This is a genomic window from Lachnoclostridium sp. An14, assembly GCF_002160755.1.
Classification (GTDB): Bacteria; Bacillota; Clostridia; order Lachnospirales; family Lachnospiraceae; genus Lachnoclostridium_A.
On record NZ_NFLE01000015.1, the window covers coordinates 1 to 15329 of the forward strand.

The 15329-nt window shown below is 56.5% G+C and carries 14 protein-coding genes; all 14 read left to right on the forward strand.

The window, feature by feature from the left end:
- Window positions 1-68 precede the first annotated feature (68 nt).
- Window positions 69-1460, forward strand: coding sequence for a vWA domain-containing protein (locus B5E84_RS10045; protein WP_087222288.1), 1392 nt, complete (start codon window positions 69-71; stop codon window positions 1458-1460).
- Window positions 1457-2956, forward strand: a complete 1500-nt coding sequence (locus tag B5E84_RS10050) for an ATP-binding protein (RefSeq protein WP_087222290.1) — start codon at window positions 1457-1459, stop codon at window positions 2954-2956. The genes B5E84_RS10045 and B5E84_RS10050 overlap by 4 nt, the downstream gene beginning before the upstream one ends.
- A gap of 28 nt (window positions 2957-2984) precedes the next feature.
- Entirely contained in the window at window positions 2985-3728 is a 744-nt protein-coding gene (locus B5E84_RS10055; RefSeq protein ID WP_087222292.1) for a zinc ribbon domain-containing protein, read from the forward strand.
- A complete protein-coding gene (locus B5E84_RS10060) occupies window positions 3725-4507 on the forward strand; it encodes an MBL fold metallo-hydrolase (RefSeq protein WP_087222294.1) in 783 nt (260 codons plus the stop codon). The genes B5E84_RS10055 and B5E84_RS10060 overlap by 4 nt, the downstream gene beginning before the upstream one ends.
- 112 nt (window positions 4508-4619) lie before the next feature.
- Window positions 4620-5900, forward strand: a complete 1281-nt coding sequence (locus B5E84_RS10065; protein ID WP_087222296.1) for a dihydroorotase — start codon at window positions 4620-4622, stop codon at window positions 5898-5900.
- Complete coding sequence (locus tag B5E84_RS10070) at window positions 5875-6564, forward strand: YjjG family noncanonical pyrimidine nucleotidase (RefSeq protein ID WP_087222298.1); 690 nt, start codon at window positions 5875-5877, stop codon at window positions 6562-6564. Before B5E84_RS10065 ends, B5E84_RS10070 begins: the two co-directional genes overlap by 26 nt.
- Window positions 6565-6695: 131 nt before the next feature.
- The gene (locus B5E84_RS10075; RefSeq protein ID WP_087222300.1) at window positions 6696-7580 is read left to right on the forward strand and encodes an amino acid ABC transporter substrate-binding protein; all 885 of its coding nucleotides are present in this window, start codon (window positions 6696-6698) and stop codon (window positions 7578-7580) included.
- A gap of 113 nt (window positions 7581-7693) precedes the next feature.
- Window positions 7694-8338, forward strand: a complete 645-nt coding sequence (locus tag B5E84_RS10080) for an amino acid ABC transporter permease (RefSeq protein WP_204248572.1) — start codon at window positions 7694-7696, stop codon at window positions 8336-8338.
- Window positions 8339-8348: 10 nt separating this feature from the next.
- Window positions 8349-9122, forward strand: a complete 774-nt coding sequence (locus tag B5E84_RS10085; RefSeq protein WP_087222302.1) for an amino acid ABC transporter ATP-binding protein — start codon at window positions 8349-8351, stop codon at window positions 9120-9122.
- Window positions 9123-9551: 429 nt separating this feature from the next.
- Complete coding sequence (locus B5E84_RS10090; protein ID WP_087222304.1) at window positions 9552-11534, forward strand: sodium-translocating pyrophosphatase; 1983 nt, start codon at window positions 9552-9554, stop codon at window positions 11532-11534.
- Between the two features lie 440 nt (window positions 11535-11974).
- A complete protein-coding gene (locus tag B5E84_RS10095) occupies window positions 11975-12151 on the forward strand; it encodes a ribbon-helix-helix domain-containing protein (RefSeq protein WP_087222306.1) in 177 nt (58 codons plus the stop codon).
- 335 nt (window positions 12152-12486) lie between these two features.
- Window positions 12487-13380, forward strand: a complete 894-nt coding sequence (rfbA, locus tag B5E84_RS10100) for a glucose-1-phosphate thymidylyltransferase RfbA (protein ID WP_087222308.1) — start codon at window positions 12487-12489, stop codon at window positions 13378-13380.
- A gap of 69 nt (window positions 13381-13449) precedes the next feature.
- Window positions 13450-14472 carry a dTDP-glucose 4,6-dehydratase gene (gene rfbB, locus B5E84_RS10105; protein ID WP_087222311.1) on the forward strand — a complete coding sequence of 341 codons (1023 nt, stop codon included), beginning with the start codon at window positions 13450-13452 and terminating at the stop codon, window positions 14470-14472.
- Window positions 14472-15314, forward strand: coding sequence for a dTDP-4-dehydrorhamnose reductase (gene rfbD, locus B5E84_RS10110; RefSeq protein ID WP_087222313.1), 843 nt, complete (start codon window positions 14472-14474; stop codon window positions 15312-15314). Before rfbB ends, rfbD begins: the two co-directional genes overlap by 1 nt.
- Window positions 15315-15329 lie beyond the last annotated feature (15 nt).

Below are 15329 nucleotides of genomic sequence, written 5' to 3' on the forward strand. Positions count from 1 at the left end.
ACCCCTCAGCGGGCCCACAGAGCCGCCCCCATTTTACGGCCCTCACCACCCCAAAAAGGAGCATCAACATGATCGACCCAACAAGACACCGCCAGCTGGAGGAGCTGGATGTCGTTTCCATCTGTGTGGAGATTCTCTCCGACGCGAGAAACGAATTATATATGAATATGAGATTTCTGGACGTGGCGTTAAGCAGCCTCTATTTTCAGGCGGATCCGGCCTGCGCCGGCGTGGGAACGGACGGATATGGCATTTATTACCATCCGGAGTACCTGATGGGATTGTACCGTCGCGGCCGGGTACACGTAAACAGGGCGTATCTTCACATGGTCCTTCACTGCCTGTTCTGCCACATGGACACCAGAGGAAAGCGGGCGGAGGACTACTGGAACCTGGCCTGTGACATTGCCATGGAGTCCATCATAGATGGAATGTATCAGAAGTGCGTCCACATCTCGCCCACACCTTTCCGCCGGGAAATCTATCTGCGGCTGGGAAAGCGGCTGAAGGTGCTGACGGCAGAGGGCATTTACCGGGAACTCCAGGCCATGGAGTTAAACGAGCAGCAGTATATGAGACTAGCGTCCGAGTTTATCGTGGACGACCACCGCTATTGGAAAGAAGAAAAGCGCAGCCCTAACCAGCAGCCCAGGAAAAATAAATGGGACAAGAACCGGGAGCAGATGCAGACCAATATGGAGACCTTTGCCAAGGAAAATTCTAACGACAACGGAGACCTTCTGGAGCAGGTCCGGGCAGAAAACCGCCAGCGATACGACTACAAACGGTTTCTTCGCAAGTTTGCGGTGCTGAAGGAGGAACTCCAGGCAGATCCCGATTCCTTTGACTACGTGTTCTACACCTACGGATTAGAGCTGTACGGAAATATGCCCCTCATTGAACCCCAGGAGACCAGGGAAGTTTACCGGGTAGAGGATTTTGTGGTGGTGATCGACACCTCCATGTCCTGCTCCGGCGAGCTGGTGCGGCGTTTCCTGGAGGAAACCTACTCCGTTCTCTGCGAATCGGAGAGCTATTTTACGAAAATAAACGTCCACATCATCCAGTGCGACGAAAAGATACAGGACGACCATGTGGTGACCAGCCGGGAGGAAATGGCGGAGTACATGGAGCATTTCACCATCCGCGGCTTTGGCGGGACAGATTTCCGTCCGGCGTTTGAGTATGTGAACGCCCTGATCCACATGGGGCGGTTCCACAAGCTGAAGGGCCTCATCTATTTCACCGACGGAGAGGGAATTTTCCCGGTGAAACGGCCGCCCTACGACACTGCATTTGTGTTTATCAAGGATAATTATACAGATATTTCCGTTCCACCCTGGGCCATCAAGCTGATTCTGGAGCCTGGGGATCTGGAACCGGAGCCGGAGGATGCCCTGGGCGAGGATTGGGGCGGACAGACGCTCTGGACAGAGGGCGGAGAAAGGGAAATGACATGAATATCAAACGAGCGAAACAGGAAATCAAAAATACCATTCAGGCCTATCTGCTGAAGGATGAATTTGGCCGCTACGTGATTCCGGCCATCCGCCAGCGCCCGGTGCTGCTCATCGGCGCTCCCGGCATCGGAAAGACCCAGGTGATGGAGCAGATTGCCAGAGAATGCGGCGTAGGGCTGGTGGCTTACACCATCACCCATCACACCCGGCAAAGCGCCGTGGGCCTGCCCTTCATCTCCAAAAAGAAATACGGCGGCCGGGAGTATTCTGTGACCGAGTACACCATGAGCGAGATTGTGGCCTCCATTTACAATAAAATCGAGGAGACCGGCTTAAAGGAGGGCATCCTTTTCATCGACGAAATCAACTGCGTGTCGGAGACCCTGGCGCCCACCATGCTCCAGTTTCTCCAGTGCAAAACCTTCGGAAACCACAAAATCCCGGAGGGCTGGCTCATCGCCGCCGCCGGAAACCCGCCGGAGTACAACAAATCCGTCCGGGAATTCGACATCGTCACCCTGGACCGTCTGAAACTCATCCAGGTGGAGCCGGATTTTGCCGTGTGGAAAGAATATGCCCTGGAGGAGTCCATTCACCCCGCCATCGTCTCCTACTTAAGCGTCAAGGAGCAGAATTTCTGCCGCATTGAGACTACGGTGGACGGAAAGCTGTTTGCCACCCCCAGAGGCTGGGAGGATTTATCCAGGCTCATCGAGGTCTACGAGCGCCTGGGAATGACGGTGGACCGGGACGTGATCGTCCAGTACATCCAGTTTCCGGCCATTGCCAAGGACTTTGCCAACTATCTGGAGCTCTACTATAAATATGAGAACGATTACCAGGTGGACGCCATTCTCCGGGGGCAGATCCGGGAGGAGCTGTGCGAAAAGGTGGCCCGCGCCCCCTTTGACGAGAAACTGAGCGTAATCAGCCTTCTGCTCACCCGCCTGGGAAATGAGTTTAAGGACGTGTCCGCCCAGGAAAGACATCTGGAGCTGCTCTTAGAAAACTTAAAAACCTACTCCCAGCAGGATGGAAACGGGCCGGAGCGCTTGGCGACTGTGTTAGACCATCTGACGGCGGAGCGGGAGGAGAAAAAGAGGGCGGAGCTTTTGAGCCGCCGGGAGGACGAGCGGTATCTGCGGGCCATAGCCGTTTTGGAGGGCTACGGAAAGGAAATCCGAAACCGGGGCTTGCGGGAAACAGAGGAAACCTGGGACGCCGTAAAGGAGCTGTTTGCCGCGGAGCGGGAGCGCTATGAGAATCTGTGGGACGAGGCCGGGGAAATGCTGGAACACGGCTTTGACTTCATGGAGGCGGCCTTCGGGGACGGACAGGAAATGGTTATCTTCGTCACCAATTTAAACACCAGCTACCACTGCGTTCGGTTTTTACAGGAATACGAATGCGAGCGGTATTATCAGTACAATAAGAAGCTCCTCTTTGAGGATCGGGAGGGAGAGCTTCGGAAACGGATCTCCGCGGTGCTAGACTGACCTGCGGCGAACCGGAAGGAGGAGGACTATGATATTTATTGGAGGAATTGGCCACGGACAGAAGGAAATCCCCTACGGCCAGCCGGCGGCGCTCTGCGCCATCTGCGGCGGCTACGGGAGATACCAGGTGATCATGGCCTATACGTATTTCAGCTTTTTCTTTATCCCGCTGTTTAAATGGAACCGGCGGTATTACGTGAAAACCACCTGCTGCGGCTCCCTCTACGAGCTGGACCCGGAGGTGGGAAAGGCGCTGGCGAGGGGAGAACAGATGGAGATCCGCCAGGAGCATCTCCACCTGCTGCAGCGCAGCGGCCAGAATTTCCGCGGAGAGTACGGCTACGGCGGAAATACCGGCAGCCCCTACGCCGGAACTGCGGGAACCGCCGGAGCAGGAAACAGCACAAATGAAACTGGCGGCTCCGTCATCTCCGCCCAGTACCCGGATCCCAATGGGGAAAATGGAGGGGAAATGCCTCCGGCGGCATTTGGCGGCGGCGTCCCTGACGGAACCGCTCCGAACGAAACCGGTGTCCCCGGCGCCCGCGACAATGTTCCCACACCCCAGGCCGGCCCGGCGCCCCAGGGAAATTCCCCTGTGTTCCCCGGCGCCCCTGACGCCCGCGCCCTGAAAGCCATCTACGGCGAAAATTTCCGGATGCGTTCCTGCCCCAGCTGCGGCTACCAGTTCATTGACCAGGAAAAAGAGTTTGTATTCTGTCCGAAGTGCGGAAACTCCCTGGAGAGGAAAAAACAGGAGGAGGAATCATGACCATCACTTACATCCACCACAGCGGCTTTCTGGCAGAACTGCCCCAGGCCAGCCTGCTGTTTGACTATTACACCGGTGACCTGCCCCAGGCGGACGGGGAAAAGCCCCTGTTTGTCTTCGCCAGCCACCGCCACGGAGACCATTTTTCCGAGGCCATTTTCCACCTTCCGGATCGTTTTAAAGACGTCCGCTACGTGATTTCCAATGACATCTGGGAGCGGCGGGTGCCCGCGGAAAAGCGGCAGAAGGCCTTATTTCTGGCTCCTGGCGAGGAGCGGGACATCGAGCTTTCCGGAAAACCGGAGGCCGCGGGCATTTCCGGCCAGCCGGAGACAGAGCCGGCCGCCGTTTCTCCCGTCCTTCGCGTCCACACCTTCCGCTCCACCGACGAGGGCGTGGCCTTTCTCGTGGACTGCGGCGGGACGGTGATCTACCACGCGGGAGATTTAAACAACTGGACCTGGAAAGGGGAACCGGATTCCTGGAACCATTCCATGGCGGCAAATTACCACCGGGAGCTGAAAAAAATCCGGGAGGTTTTGGACGGCTGGGGGAAGGAGATCGACATCGCCTTCGTGCCTTTGGACGGCCGCCTGGAAGAAAATTTTTACCTGGGACTGGATGATTTCATGAGACAGGTGGGGGCGAAACGCGTATTTCCCATGCACTGCTGGGACGATTACAGTGTGATTGGAGCATTAAAATCCATGCCGGAGAGCGAGCCTTACCGGGAGCGGATTGTGAGGATAACGGGAGACGGGGACAGCTTTGAGCTGTGACGCCGCCGGCGCTGCCGGAACCCCCGTTTATCATACAGGAAAAACCATAGCTAAAATCATAGCCAGGAAACGTGAAAACGGCCAAGGGCCGTCTGCGGAAAGGAGAATTCACATGATTTTAATCAAAGGAAGTAAAGCGGTAGACCCGAAAACGGGGACGGAGCGGATTGCGGACGTTCTCATCAAGGATGGAAAGATCGCGAAAATCGCCGGTCACATCGAGCCGGAAGGGGAGATGACCGTCATCCGCGCCGCCGGGCTCACGCTCGCCCCCGGACTCATTGACGTGCACGTACATTTCCGGGATCCCGGCCTCACCTACAAAGAGGACATCCAGACCGGCGCCGCCGCTGCCAAACGGGGCGGCTACACCACCGTGATCACCATGGCGAACACCAAACCGGCGGCGGACACCCCGGAGACGGTGTCCTACATCCTGGAGGAGGGAAAAAAGACCGGCATCCACGTACTCCCCGCCGCCGCTGTGAGCAAGGGCTTAAAGGGAGAGGAAATGACCGACATGGAGGCATTAAAGGAGGCAGGAGCCGTGGGGTTCACCGATGACGGAATCCCGCTGATGGACGGAAAGCTGGTGATGGAGGCTATGGAGACGGCCGCCCGCCTGGACGTTCCCTTAAGCTTCCACGAGGAAGACCCCTGTTTCATCCGGGAAAACGGCATTAACCACGGCAAAGTTTCCGAGAAACTGGGGATCTACGGCTCCCCGGCGGTGGCAGAGGACAGCCTGGTGGCCAGAGACTGCATGATCGCCCTCCACACGGGAGCCTCCGTAAACATCCAGCACATCAGCTCTGCCAAATCCGTGGCCATGGTGCGGGCCGCCAAAAAGATGGGGGCCGACGTGTGGGCGGAGGTGACGCCCCACCATTTCACCCTGACGGAGGACGCCGTGACGGAGTACGGCACCCTGGCGAAGATGAATCCGCCCCTGCGCACGGAGGCAGACCGGAGAGCGCTCATCGAGGGCTTAAAGGACGGCACCATTGACATGATCGCCACGGATCACGCCCCACACAGCGCGGAGGAAAAGGAAAAGCCTTTGACGCAGGCCCCCAGCGGCATTATCGGACTGGAGACGGCCCTGGCCTTAGGGATCACCCAGCTGGTGAGAACGGGCGAGCTGACCATCGCCCAGCTCATGGAAAAAATGAGTTTCAACCCCGCCTGCCTCTACCGCCTGGATAAGGGCTGGCTGACGGAGGGCGAGGACGCCGACCTGGTGCTGTTTGACGAGAACGAGGAGTGGACCGTGGGAAACTACGCCTCCAAGGCCTCCAACTGTCCCTTTACCGGCTGGAAACTCTATGGAAAGGTGAAATACACTATCTGTGACGGGGAGATTGTATATGAAGATGAAAGCGCTGCTCATTGACATTGACGGCACGCTGTTGGATTTCCGGCAGGCGGAAATCCGGGGGATCAGCGCCGTTCTGGAGCACTACGGAATCGCGCCTGACGGGGAAAAAACGAAACGGTATCACGACTTAAACCAGCGTTTCTGGCAGAAGTATGAGCGGGGAGAGATCACCAGGAGGGAGATCGGCATTCTGCGCTATCCGGCGTACTTTGAGGAGCTGGGCCTGGATGTGAAGGTGGATCCGGCAGTCTGCGAGCGCCTTTATGAGGGGGCGGTGGAAGGCCTTCTGATCGTCATCGACGGGGCGGAGGAAATGCTTCGCTACTTGTCGTCCAGATACCTTCTCTACGCCGCCTCCAACGGCTACTCCAAGATGCAGCGGGACCGGCTTGAGAGGGCCGGCCTGCTCCCCTATTTTCGGGATCTGTTCATCTCCGAGGACACAGGCAGCCAGAAACCTCAGAAGGAGTATTTTGACTACTGCTTTGCCAGGATGCCCCAGGACATCCACCGGGACGAGGTGATGATCATCGGCGACGGGCTGAGCTCCGATATGGCCGGAGGAAACCGCGCCGGCATCCATACCTGCTGGTACAACGCCTACGGCGAAACCAACGAGGCGGGAGTTTCCATTGACGTGGAAATCCACTCCCTGGAGGAGATTCCAAAAATTTTATAATTCTCATGAATTTCTGCTTTACAAAAACACTTTAGTATGCTACCATGGTAACACAAAAACAAAAAGGAAAGCAGCGGCCTGGTGGGGGAAACTGATTTTCAGTCCAGGCCATTTATGAGGAGGATAAGATTATGAAGAAAAAAGTGGTTGCAGCAGCGGTGATGATGGCGGCAGTGATGGCCGCGGCGGGCTGCGGAAATGGTTCCACAGGTAGCACGACGGCGGCGGACACCACGGCAGCCGACACGGCGGCGGATACGGAGGCCGCAGAGGAGGAGAGCTCCGAGGAGACGGACGGCCAGGAGGCGGAGGCCGCGGCGGACGGCACCTTTGTGGTAGGCTTTGACGCGGATCTTCCGCCTATGGGATTTAAGGCTGAGGACGGCTCCTACACCGGCTTTGACCTGGATCTGGCAAAGGAAGTGGCAAATCGTCTGGGGCTGGAGTTTGTGGCCCAGCCGATTCTGTGGGACGCCAAGGATATGGAGTTGGACAACGGCACCATCGACTGCGTATGGAATGGCTTTACCATCACCGGCCGTGAGGATCAGTACACCTGGACAGACCCGTATATGGATAACGCTCAGGTATTTGTAGTGATGGCGGATTCGGGCATTTCCAGCCTGGAGGATCTGGCGGGAAAGGTCGTGGAGGTGCAGGTGGATTCCGCGGCGGAGACGGCGTTAAATGAGATGACGGACTTAAAGGCCAGCCTTGGCAGCGTGGAGACGACGCCGAACTATAACCAGGCCATCATGGATCTGGAGATGGGCGCCGTGGACGCGGTGGGAATGGACAGCGTGGTAGCGAACTACCTGCTGACTCAGAGAGGAACGGACGCGGTGATTTTAGACGACGCCCTTTCTTCCGAGGAGTACGCCGTAGGCTTTAAATTAGGAAACACGGAGCTGCGGGACCAGGTACAGGCAGCTTTGGAGGAGATGGCCGCCGACGGCACCATGGCAGAGATTTCTGAGGAGTGGTTCGGCAGCGACATCACCACCATCGGAAAATAATCTGGAACCTGACAATAAAAGAAAAAGCAGACAGATAGGCGGCCCATGGAGCCGCCTGTCCGTGTGACAGGGAGATTTAATTTATGGAACAGACAATGAACTGGTTTGCGGAGATGGCCGCCATGCTGCCCCAGCTGTTTGACGGAATGATGGTGACGGTGCAGATATTTGTGGTGACGCTGGTATTCTCCCTGCCTCTGGGGCTGTTGGTATCCTTTGGAAGAATGGCGAAAAATCCGGTGATCCGCTGGATTACCAAGGCGTACATTTCCGTTATGCGGGGAACGCCGCTCATGCTTCAGCTCTTTATCGTATATTTTGGGCCGTACTACATTTTCGGCATCCGCGTTACGAACGACTACCGGCTTTGGGCTGTATTTATCGGCTTTGTGGTCAATTACGCGGCGTATTTCGCGGAAATCTACCGCAGCGGCATCCAGTCCATGCCCGCCGGGCAGTACGAGGCGGCAAAGCTTTTGGGCTACAGCCGTTTTCAGACCTTTTTCAAGATCATTTTCCCTCAGGTGGTGAAACGCATTCTGCCGTCCGTCACCAACGAGGTGATCACTCTTGTAAAAGACACGTCGCTGGCGTTTACCATCAGCGTGATTGAAATGTTCACCGTCGCCAAGCAGCTGGCGTCCGCTCAGGCGGCAATGACGCCGTTCGTGGCCGCGGGGATTTTCTATTATGTGTTCAACCTGCTGGTGGCCCTGGTGATGGAGCATTTTGAAAAGAAACTGTCATACTATCAATAGGAGGCCGGATATGTATCTGCTGGAAATGAAACACATTCAGAAAAAATTTGAGAATCTTCCGGTGTTGAAGGACATTTCCCTGTCCGTGTCAGAGGGGGAAATCGTCTCCATCATCGGCCCGTCCGGCTCCGGAAAATCCACGCTGCTGCGGTGCGCCACCATGCTGGAGACCATTGACAGCGGCGAGATCGCGTATCTGGGGGAAAAAGCCGCCTGGACAGACGCAGGAAACGGCCGCGCCGTCTACGCCAAACGGGATAAACTGAAGGAGATTCAGAAAAGCTATGGCCTGGTGTTCCAGAGCTTTAACCTGTTCCCCCATTTTTCCGTGATTAAGAACATCACCGACGCGCCCATACACGTACAGAAAAAGAGCAGAGAGGACGCGTACCGGGAAGGCATGGAGCTGTTGAAAAAGATGGGGCTGGAGGATAAGGCGGACGCCTATCCCTGTCAGCTGTCCGGCGGCCAGTGCCAGAGAGTGGCCATCGCCCGTGCCCTGGCCTTAAGCCCCAAGGTGCTGTTTTTTGACGAGCCCACCTCCGCCCTGGATCCTGAGCTCACCGGTGAGGTGCTGAAGGTGATCCGCTCTTTGGCGGATCTGGACATCACCATGGTGATTGTGACCCACGAGATGGCCTTTGCCAGGGACATCTCCGACCGGGTGATTTTCATGGCGGACGGCGTCATCGTGGAGGAAGGGGCGCCGGAGGCGGTATTTTCCTCTGCCAACGAGAGAACCCAGGCGTTTCTTGGACGGTATGGGGAGATGTTGGGGAAGTAAACGATCTGGAAATGAAGGTTTGTGTGCCGGCCCGGCGGGGCCGGCTTATTCTTATTTAACAGGAAACTGCGTTTCCTGTTAAATAAGAATGCTCCGTAAGGAGGTGCACTCCGCGGGGAGGAATATAGCTGCTGACGCAGCCCCGCTCCGGCGCGAGTGTGCGCCAAGCGCACACTTTTTATGTAGAAAACTGGCTGTTTTCCCATCCGTCCTCCAGCCTGTGAGGCCGCTCCAGCTCCCATTCTTACACTATAAACCCCGCCATTCTTTCCTCCCGTCCCCCCTCAAATCTTTCCGCCATCTTTTGCATAAAAATCTAATTTTCAAAAAATAATACACAATATTGACGAATAGATAGAAAAAGGAGTAATATAACCTTATAGAGATACCGCCGCAGGCCGGCGGTTGGATTTCAGGAGGTGAGCATTTATGAGGACACTGATGTGGCTTGCTCCGGCAGCGGGGGCGGCGGCTCTGCTCTTTGCTCTCACTCTTGCCATGAGCGTGAGACGGCAGGCTGTTGGCAATGACCGGATGAAAGAGATTTCCGGGGCGATCAAGGAGGGGGCGCAGGCGTTTCTGCGGGCGGAGTACCGCCTTCTGGTATTTTTTGTGCTCATTTTGTTCGTGCTGATTGGGGTGGGCATCGGAAACTGGGTGACGGCGGTGTGCTTTCTCGTGGGAGCGGCATTTTCCACCCTGGCCGGGTATATCGGGATGCAGGTGGCCACGGATGCCAACGTGCGCACGGCAAACGGCGCCATGGAAGGCGGAATGGCCCGCGCCCTGGGCATCGCCTATAAAGGCGGAGCCGTCATGGGAATGTGCGTGGTCGGCCTGGGGCTTTTAGGCGCCAGCGTCATTTACCTGGTGACGGGAAGTGTGGATGTGCTCACAGGCTACAGCCTGGGCGCGTCGTCCATCGCCCTCTTTGCCCGTGTGGGCGGAGGCATTTACACCAAGGCCGCCGATGTGGGAGCGGACCTGGTGGGAAAGGTGGAGGCGGGAATCCCGGAGGACGATCCCAGAAACCCGGCCGTCATTGCGGACAACGTGGGGGACAACGTAGGCGATGTGGCCGGTATGGGCGCCGACCTGTTTGAGTCCTACGTGGGCTCCATCGTGTCGGCGGTGACTCTGGGCGTGGTGGCCTGGCAGGCGGAGGGCGCGTTCTTCCCCCTGCTGCTGGCAGCGGCCGGAATCGCCGCGTCCATGGTGGGAACCATGTTTGTTCGCGGAAAAGAGGGAGGCGACCCCCAGAAGGCGCTGAATCTGGGCAGCTACGTGGCCTACGTGATCGTAATTATCGTGTCCTTTGGATTGAGCGGCCTGCTGTTTGGAAGGATGCAGGAGGCGTTGGCAGTGGTGTCCGGCCTGGCGGTGGGATTTATCATCGGGCAGCTGACGGAAATCTACACCTCCGACAAATACGGCTCCGTAAAACGGATTGCTGAGCAGTCGGAAACCGGCTCCGCCACCAATATTATTTCCGGTCTGGCGGTGGGCATGAAATCCACGGTAGCCCCCATTTTATTTATCGCGGCAGGCATTTTGGCGGCCTACACGGCGGCCGGCCTGTACGGGATTGCCCTGGCGGCGGTGGGAATGCTGGCCACCACCGGTAGCACCATCGCGGTGGACGCCTACGGCCCCATCGCGGACAACGCGGGAGGAATCGCGGAGATGTCCGGCCTGGATGAACGGGTCCGCGCCGTCACGGATAAGCTGGACAGTGTGGGGAACACCACAGCCGCGGTAGGAAAAGGCTTTGCCATCGGTTCCGCGGCCCTGACAGCATTGGCCCTGTTTGTGTCCTATGCCCAGGCGGTGGGCCTGACCTCCATTGACATCCTAAATCCTAAGGTGATCATCGGTTTGTTTATCGGAGGAATGCTGCCGTTTCTGTTTTCTGCCATCACCATGGAATCCGTGTCCAAGGCGGCTTACCGCATGATTGAGGAGGTGCGGAGACAGTTCCGGGAGAATCCCGGCATCTTAAAGGGGGAGAGCCGTCCGGACTACACCTCCTGTGTGGACATTTCCACCACAGCGGCCCTGCGGGAAATGCTGGTGCCGGGAGTGATTGCTGTGGCGGCGCCTATTGTCATGGGCGTGGTTCTGGGGACGGACGCCCTGGGCGGCCTGCTGGCGGGGGCTCTGGTGACGGGAGTGCTCATGGCTATTTTCATGGCAAACGCAGGCGGCGCCTGGGACAACGCGAAGAAATATATTGAAGGCGGAACCCACGGAGGAAAAGGCAGCCCGTCCCACAAGGCGGCTGTGGTGGGCGATACGGTGGGAGATCCCTTTAAGGATACCTCCGGCCCGTCCATCAATATTCTGATCAAACTGATGACCATTGTGTCCCTGGTGTTCGCGCCCCTGTTTCTGGCGGTGGGCCCGCTGTTTTAGACGGGGAAAGCGGCCGTGACAGATGAAAAGCGGCTGGGAATCAAACGCCGCCGGAGAGGACAAAGCAGCCTTGACCGGCGGCGTTTTCTGCGCCGGAGTGCGGGAAAGGGAAAACCGCCGGCGGAAGAAACCGGGACAGTGCAGGGACAATCTGTTCAAAACGAAAATTAGGGCTTGATTTCATGTAATACACAAAGTATAATGGTAAAAACAGAGTAAATGGACATGACCGCTAACGCGGTCATCACAAATCATGAAAGCCAGATGGTTTCACGCCTGCGGCGTTCCCGCCATCTGCCGACGGTATTCGAAATCCGGGCTATCGCCCTACTTTCTCATACCGTCTTGCCCGTCTGATGCCGATATATCTGTGCGCGCGAGCGCGCCCATCTATATCGCCGCCATCCGGGGCTTTCAAAGTAAAAGAGGGAGGTGCTGAGGTGGCAAAGACGGGACGGCCCAAGGGCACGAATAACAAAGAGGTGACCTGTTCCCTTCGGATGGACGTGGAGACGAAGAAACGTCTGGAGGCGTATTGCAGGAAGAAGAATATTCTGAAATCAGAGGCCATGCGCCGGGCGATCAATCTGCTGACCATGGGAGCGGAGGAGATCTGACCAGAGCAGGCCGGGAACCCTTATTTTCCTTGAATTTTCGCGGGTTCTATAGTATAGTCTATTTGTTGTTGTGACGTTTTTCGCTGAAATTCCTTCGGGATGCAATTAACAGATACCAGGGTCAAAAGGTCGGAAATCCGATGCAAGCTTGCTTGCAAGAGGGTTTTGACCTTGGGTATCAAAGGGGTCAAAATACCTTTTGCCCCCAACATCTTAATAATAAAATAATAGATAATTAAAGTATATCCTGAACGGATGCGGTATGATAATAGGAAAAACGGGAATTTTACCAAAAAAGCCATATTTATCAAGATAACCATACGGAGGTACACAATATGAAGGGAATCATTCTGGCCGGAGGATCCGGAACGAGACTTTACCCGCTGACGAAGGTGACGTCCAAGCAGCTTCTCCCCATCTATGACAAACCCATGATCTACTACCCCCTGTCCGTGCTGATGGACGCGGGGATCCGGGAGATACTGATTATTTCCACGCCGGAGGATACGCCCCGGTTTGAGGCGCTTTTGGGAGACGGCAGCCAGTTTGGCATCCAGCTCTCTTACGCCGTGCAGCCCAGCCCCGACGGCCTGGCCCAGGCGTTCATCATCGGCGAGGAGTTTATCGGCGATGACCACGTGGCCATGATCCTGGGGGACAATATTTTCCAGGGCCAGGGCTTAAAGAAACGGCTGCGGGCCGCCGCTGCCAAGGAAGTAGGCGCCACGGTGTTCGGCTACTACGTGGACGATCCGGAGCGGTTCGGAATCGTGGAGTTTGACAAGGACGGAAAGGCCATTTCCATCGAGGAAAAGCCGGAGCATCCCAAGTCCAACTACTGCGTCACCGGCCTCTATTTCTATGACAATAAGGTAGTGGAGTACGCCAAGGCGTTAAAGCCCTCTGCCAGAGGAGAGCTGGAGATCACCGACTTAAACCGGATCTATCTGGAAAACGGCGAGCTGGACGTGACCCTTTTAGGCCAGGGCTTTACCTGGCTGGATACAGGCACCCACGAGTCCCTGGTGGAAGCCACTAATTTCGTAAAGACCGTGGAGACCCACCAGCACAGAAAGATTGCCTGCCTGGAGGAAATCGGCTACTTAAACGGCTGGATTACGAAGGAACAGGTGATGGAGGCCTACGAGGTACTGAAAAAGAACCAGTACGGAAAGTACTTAAAGGACGTGCTGGACGGAAAATACGTGGACAAGCTGGCCAAGGACTGATCCCGGAGCCGGAAGAATAATGAGAGAAATGCCGGCCGAACGGGCGGCAGAGACATTAGGAGGAAAATAATGAAGATCGTAGTGACAGGCGGAGCCGGTTTCATCGGCGCGAATTTTGTGATTCACATGGTAAAGAAGTACCCGGAGCACCAGATCATCAATCTGGACCTGCTGACGTACGCGGGAAACCTGGAGAACCTGACCGAGGTGGAGAACGCCCCCAATTATAAGTTCATTAAAGGAGACATCGCCGACCGGAAATTCATTTTCAACTTATTTGAGACGGAGAAACCGGACATCATCGTAAACTTCGCGGCGGAGAGCCACGTGGACCGCTCCATCGAGGATCCGGAGAGCTTTGTGCGTACCAACGTGATGGGAACGACCACCCTCTTAGACGCCTGCAAGGAGTTTGGAATTAAGAGATTCCACCAGGTATCCACCGACGAGGTGTACGGAGACCTGCCCTTAGACCGTCCGGACTTATTCTTCACGGAGGAGACGCCGCTGCACACGTCCAGCCCCTATTCTTCCTCCAAGGCCAGCGCCGATTTATTTGTGATGGCGTACCACCGCACCTTTGGAATCCCGGTGACCATTTCCCGCTGTTCCAATAACTACGGCCCCTACCAGTTCCCGGAGAAACTGATTCCCCTGATCATCAGCCGCGCCCTGGCAGACGAGGAGCTGCCGGTATACGGAACGGGAGAGAATGTGCGTGACTGGCTGCACGTATCCGACCACTGCGTGGCCATCGACTTAATCCTGGAGAAGGGAAAAGTGGGCGAGGTGTACAACATCGGCGGCCACAATGAGAGGACGAACCTGGAGGTGGTAAAGACCATCCTCCGCGCCCTGGACAAGCCGGAGAGCTTAATCAAGTTTGTAAAGGACCGTCCCGGCCACGACAGACGCTACGCCATCGACCCGACGAAGATGGAGACGGAGCTGGGGTGGAAACCGCAGTACGTGTTTGACACGGGCATGAAACAGACGATCCAGTGGTATCTGGACAACAAGGAGTGGTGGGAGCACATCATCAACGGTGAGTACACCAACTATTTTGAGAAGATGTATGGAGAGCGGTTATAATGAAAATTCTGGTAACGGGAGTCAATGGCCAGCTGGGTCATGACGTGATGAATGAGCTGGCAAAGCGCGGCATTGAGGGCGTGGGCACGGACGTGGACAACATGGATGTGACCGACGCGGCCGCCTGCCAGCGGGTAATAAAAGAAGTGGGACCTGATGCGGTGATGCACTGCGCCGCATATACTGCAGTAGACGCAGCGGAGGAGAATGTGGACCTATGCCGCCGGATCAACGCCGACGGCACCAGAAACATCGCGGCGGTGTGCAAGGAACTGGACATTCCCATGATGTACATCAGCACGGACTACGTGTTTGACGGACAGGGGACCAGGCCCTGGGAGCCGGATGACGAGCGCCATCCCCTGAACGTGTACGGCCAGACCAAGTACGAGGGCGAGCTGGCGGTGGAGGAGCTTTTGGAGAAGTATTTCACCATCCGCATTGCCTGGGTATTCGGCGTAAACGGAAAGAACTTTATCAAGACCATGCTGCGTCTGGGCAAGGAGAGAGGAAAGGTCAGCGTGGTAAACGACCAGATCGGCTCTCCCACCTATACCTATGACCTGGCAAGGCTTTTGGTGGATATGATCCTCACGGACAAATACGGCCGCTACCACGCCACCAACGAGGGGCTGTGCAGCTGGTACGAGTTTGCCTGCGAGATCTTTAAAAAAGCAGGTATGGACGACGTGCAGGTGACCCCGGTGACCAGCGCGGAGTTTCCCGCCAAGGCGGCCAGACCCAGCAACAGCCGTATGAGCAAGGAAAAGCTGACGGAGAACGGCTTTGAGCGCCTGCCGTCCTGGCAGGACGCGCTGGAGCGGTACTTGAAACTGATTTAAAAGGAGTGACAGGAG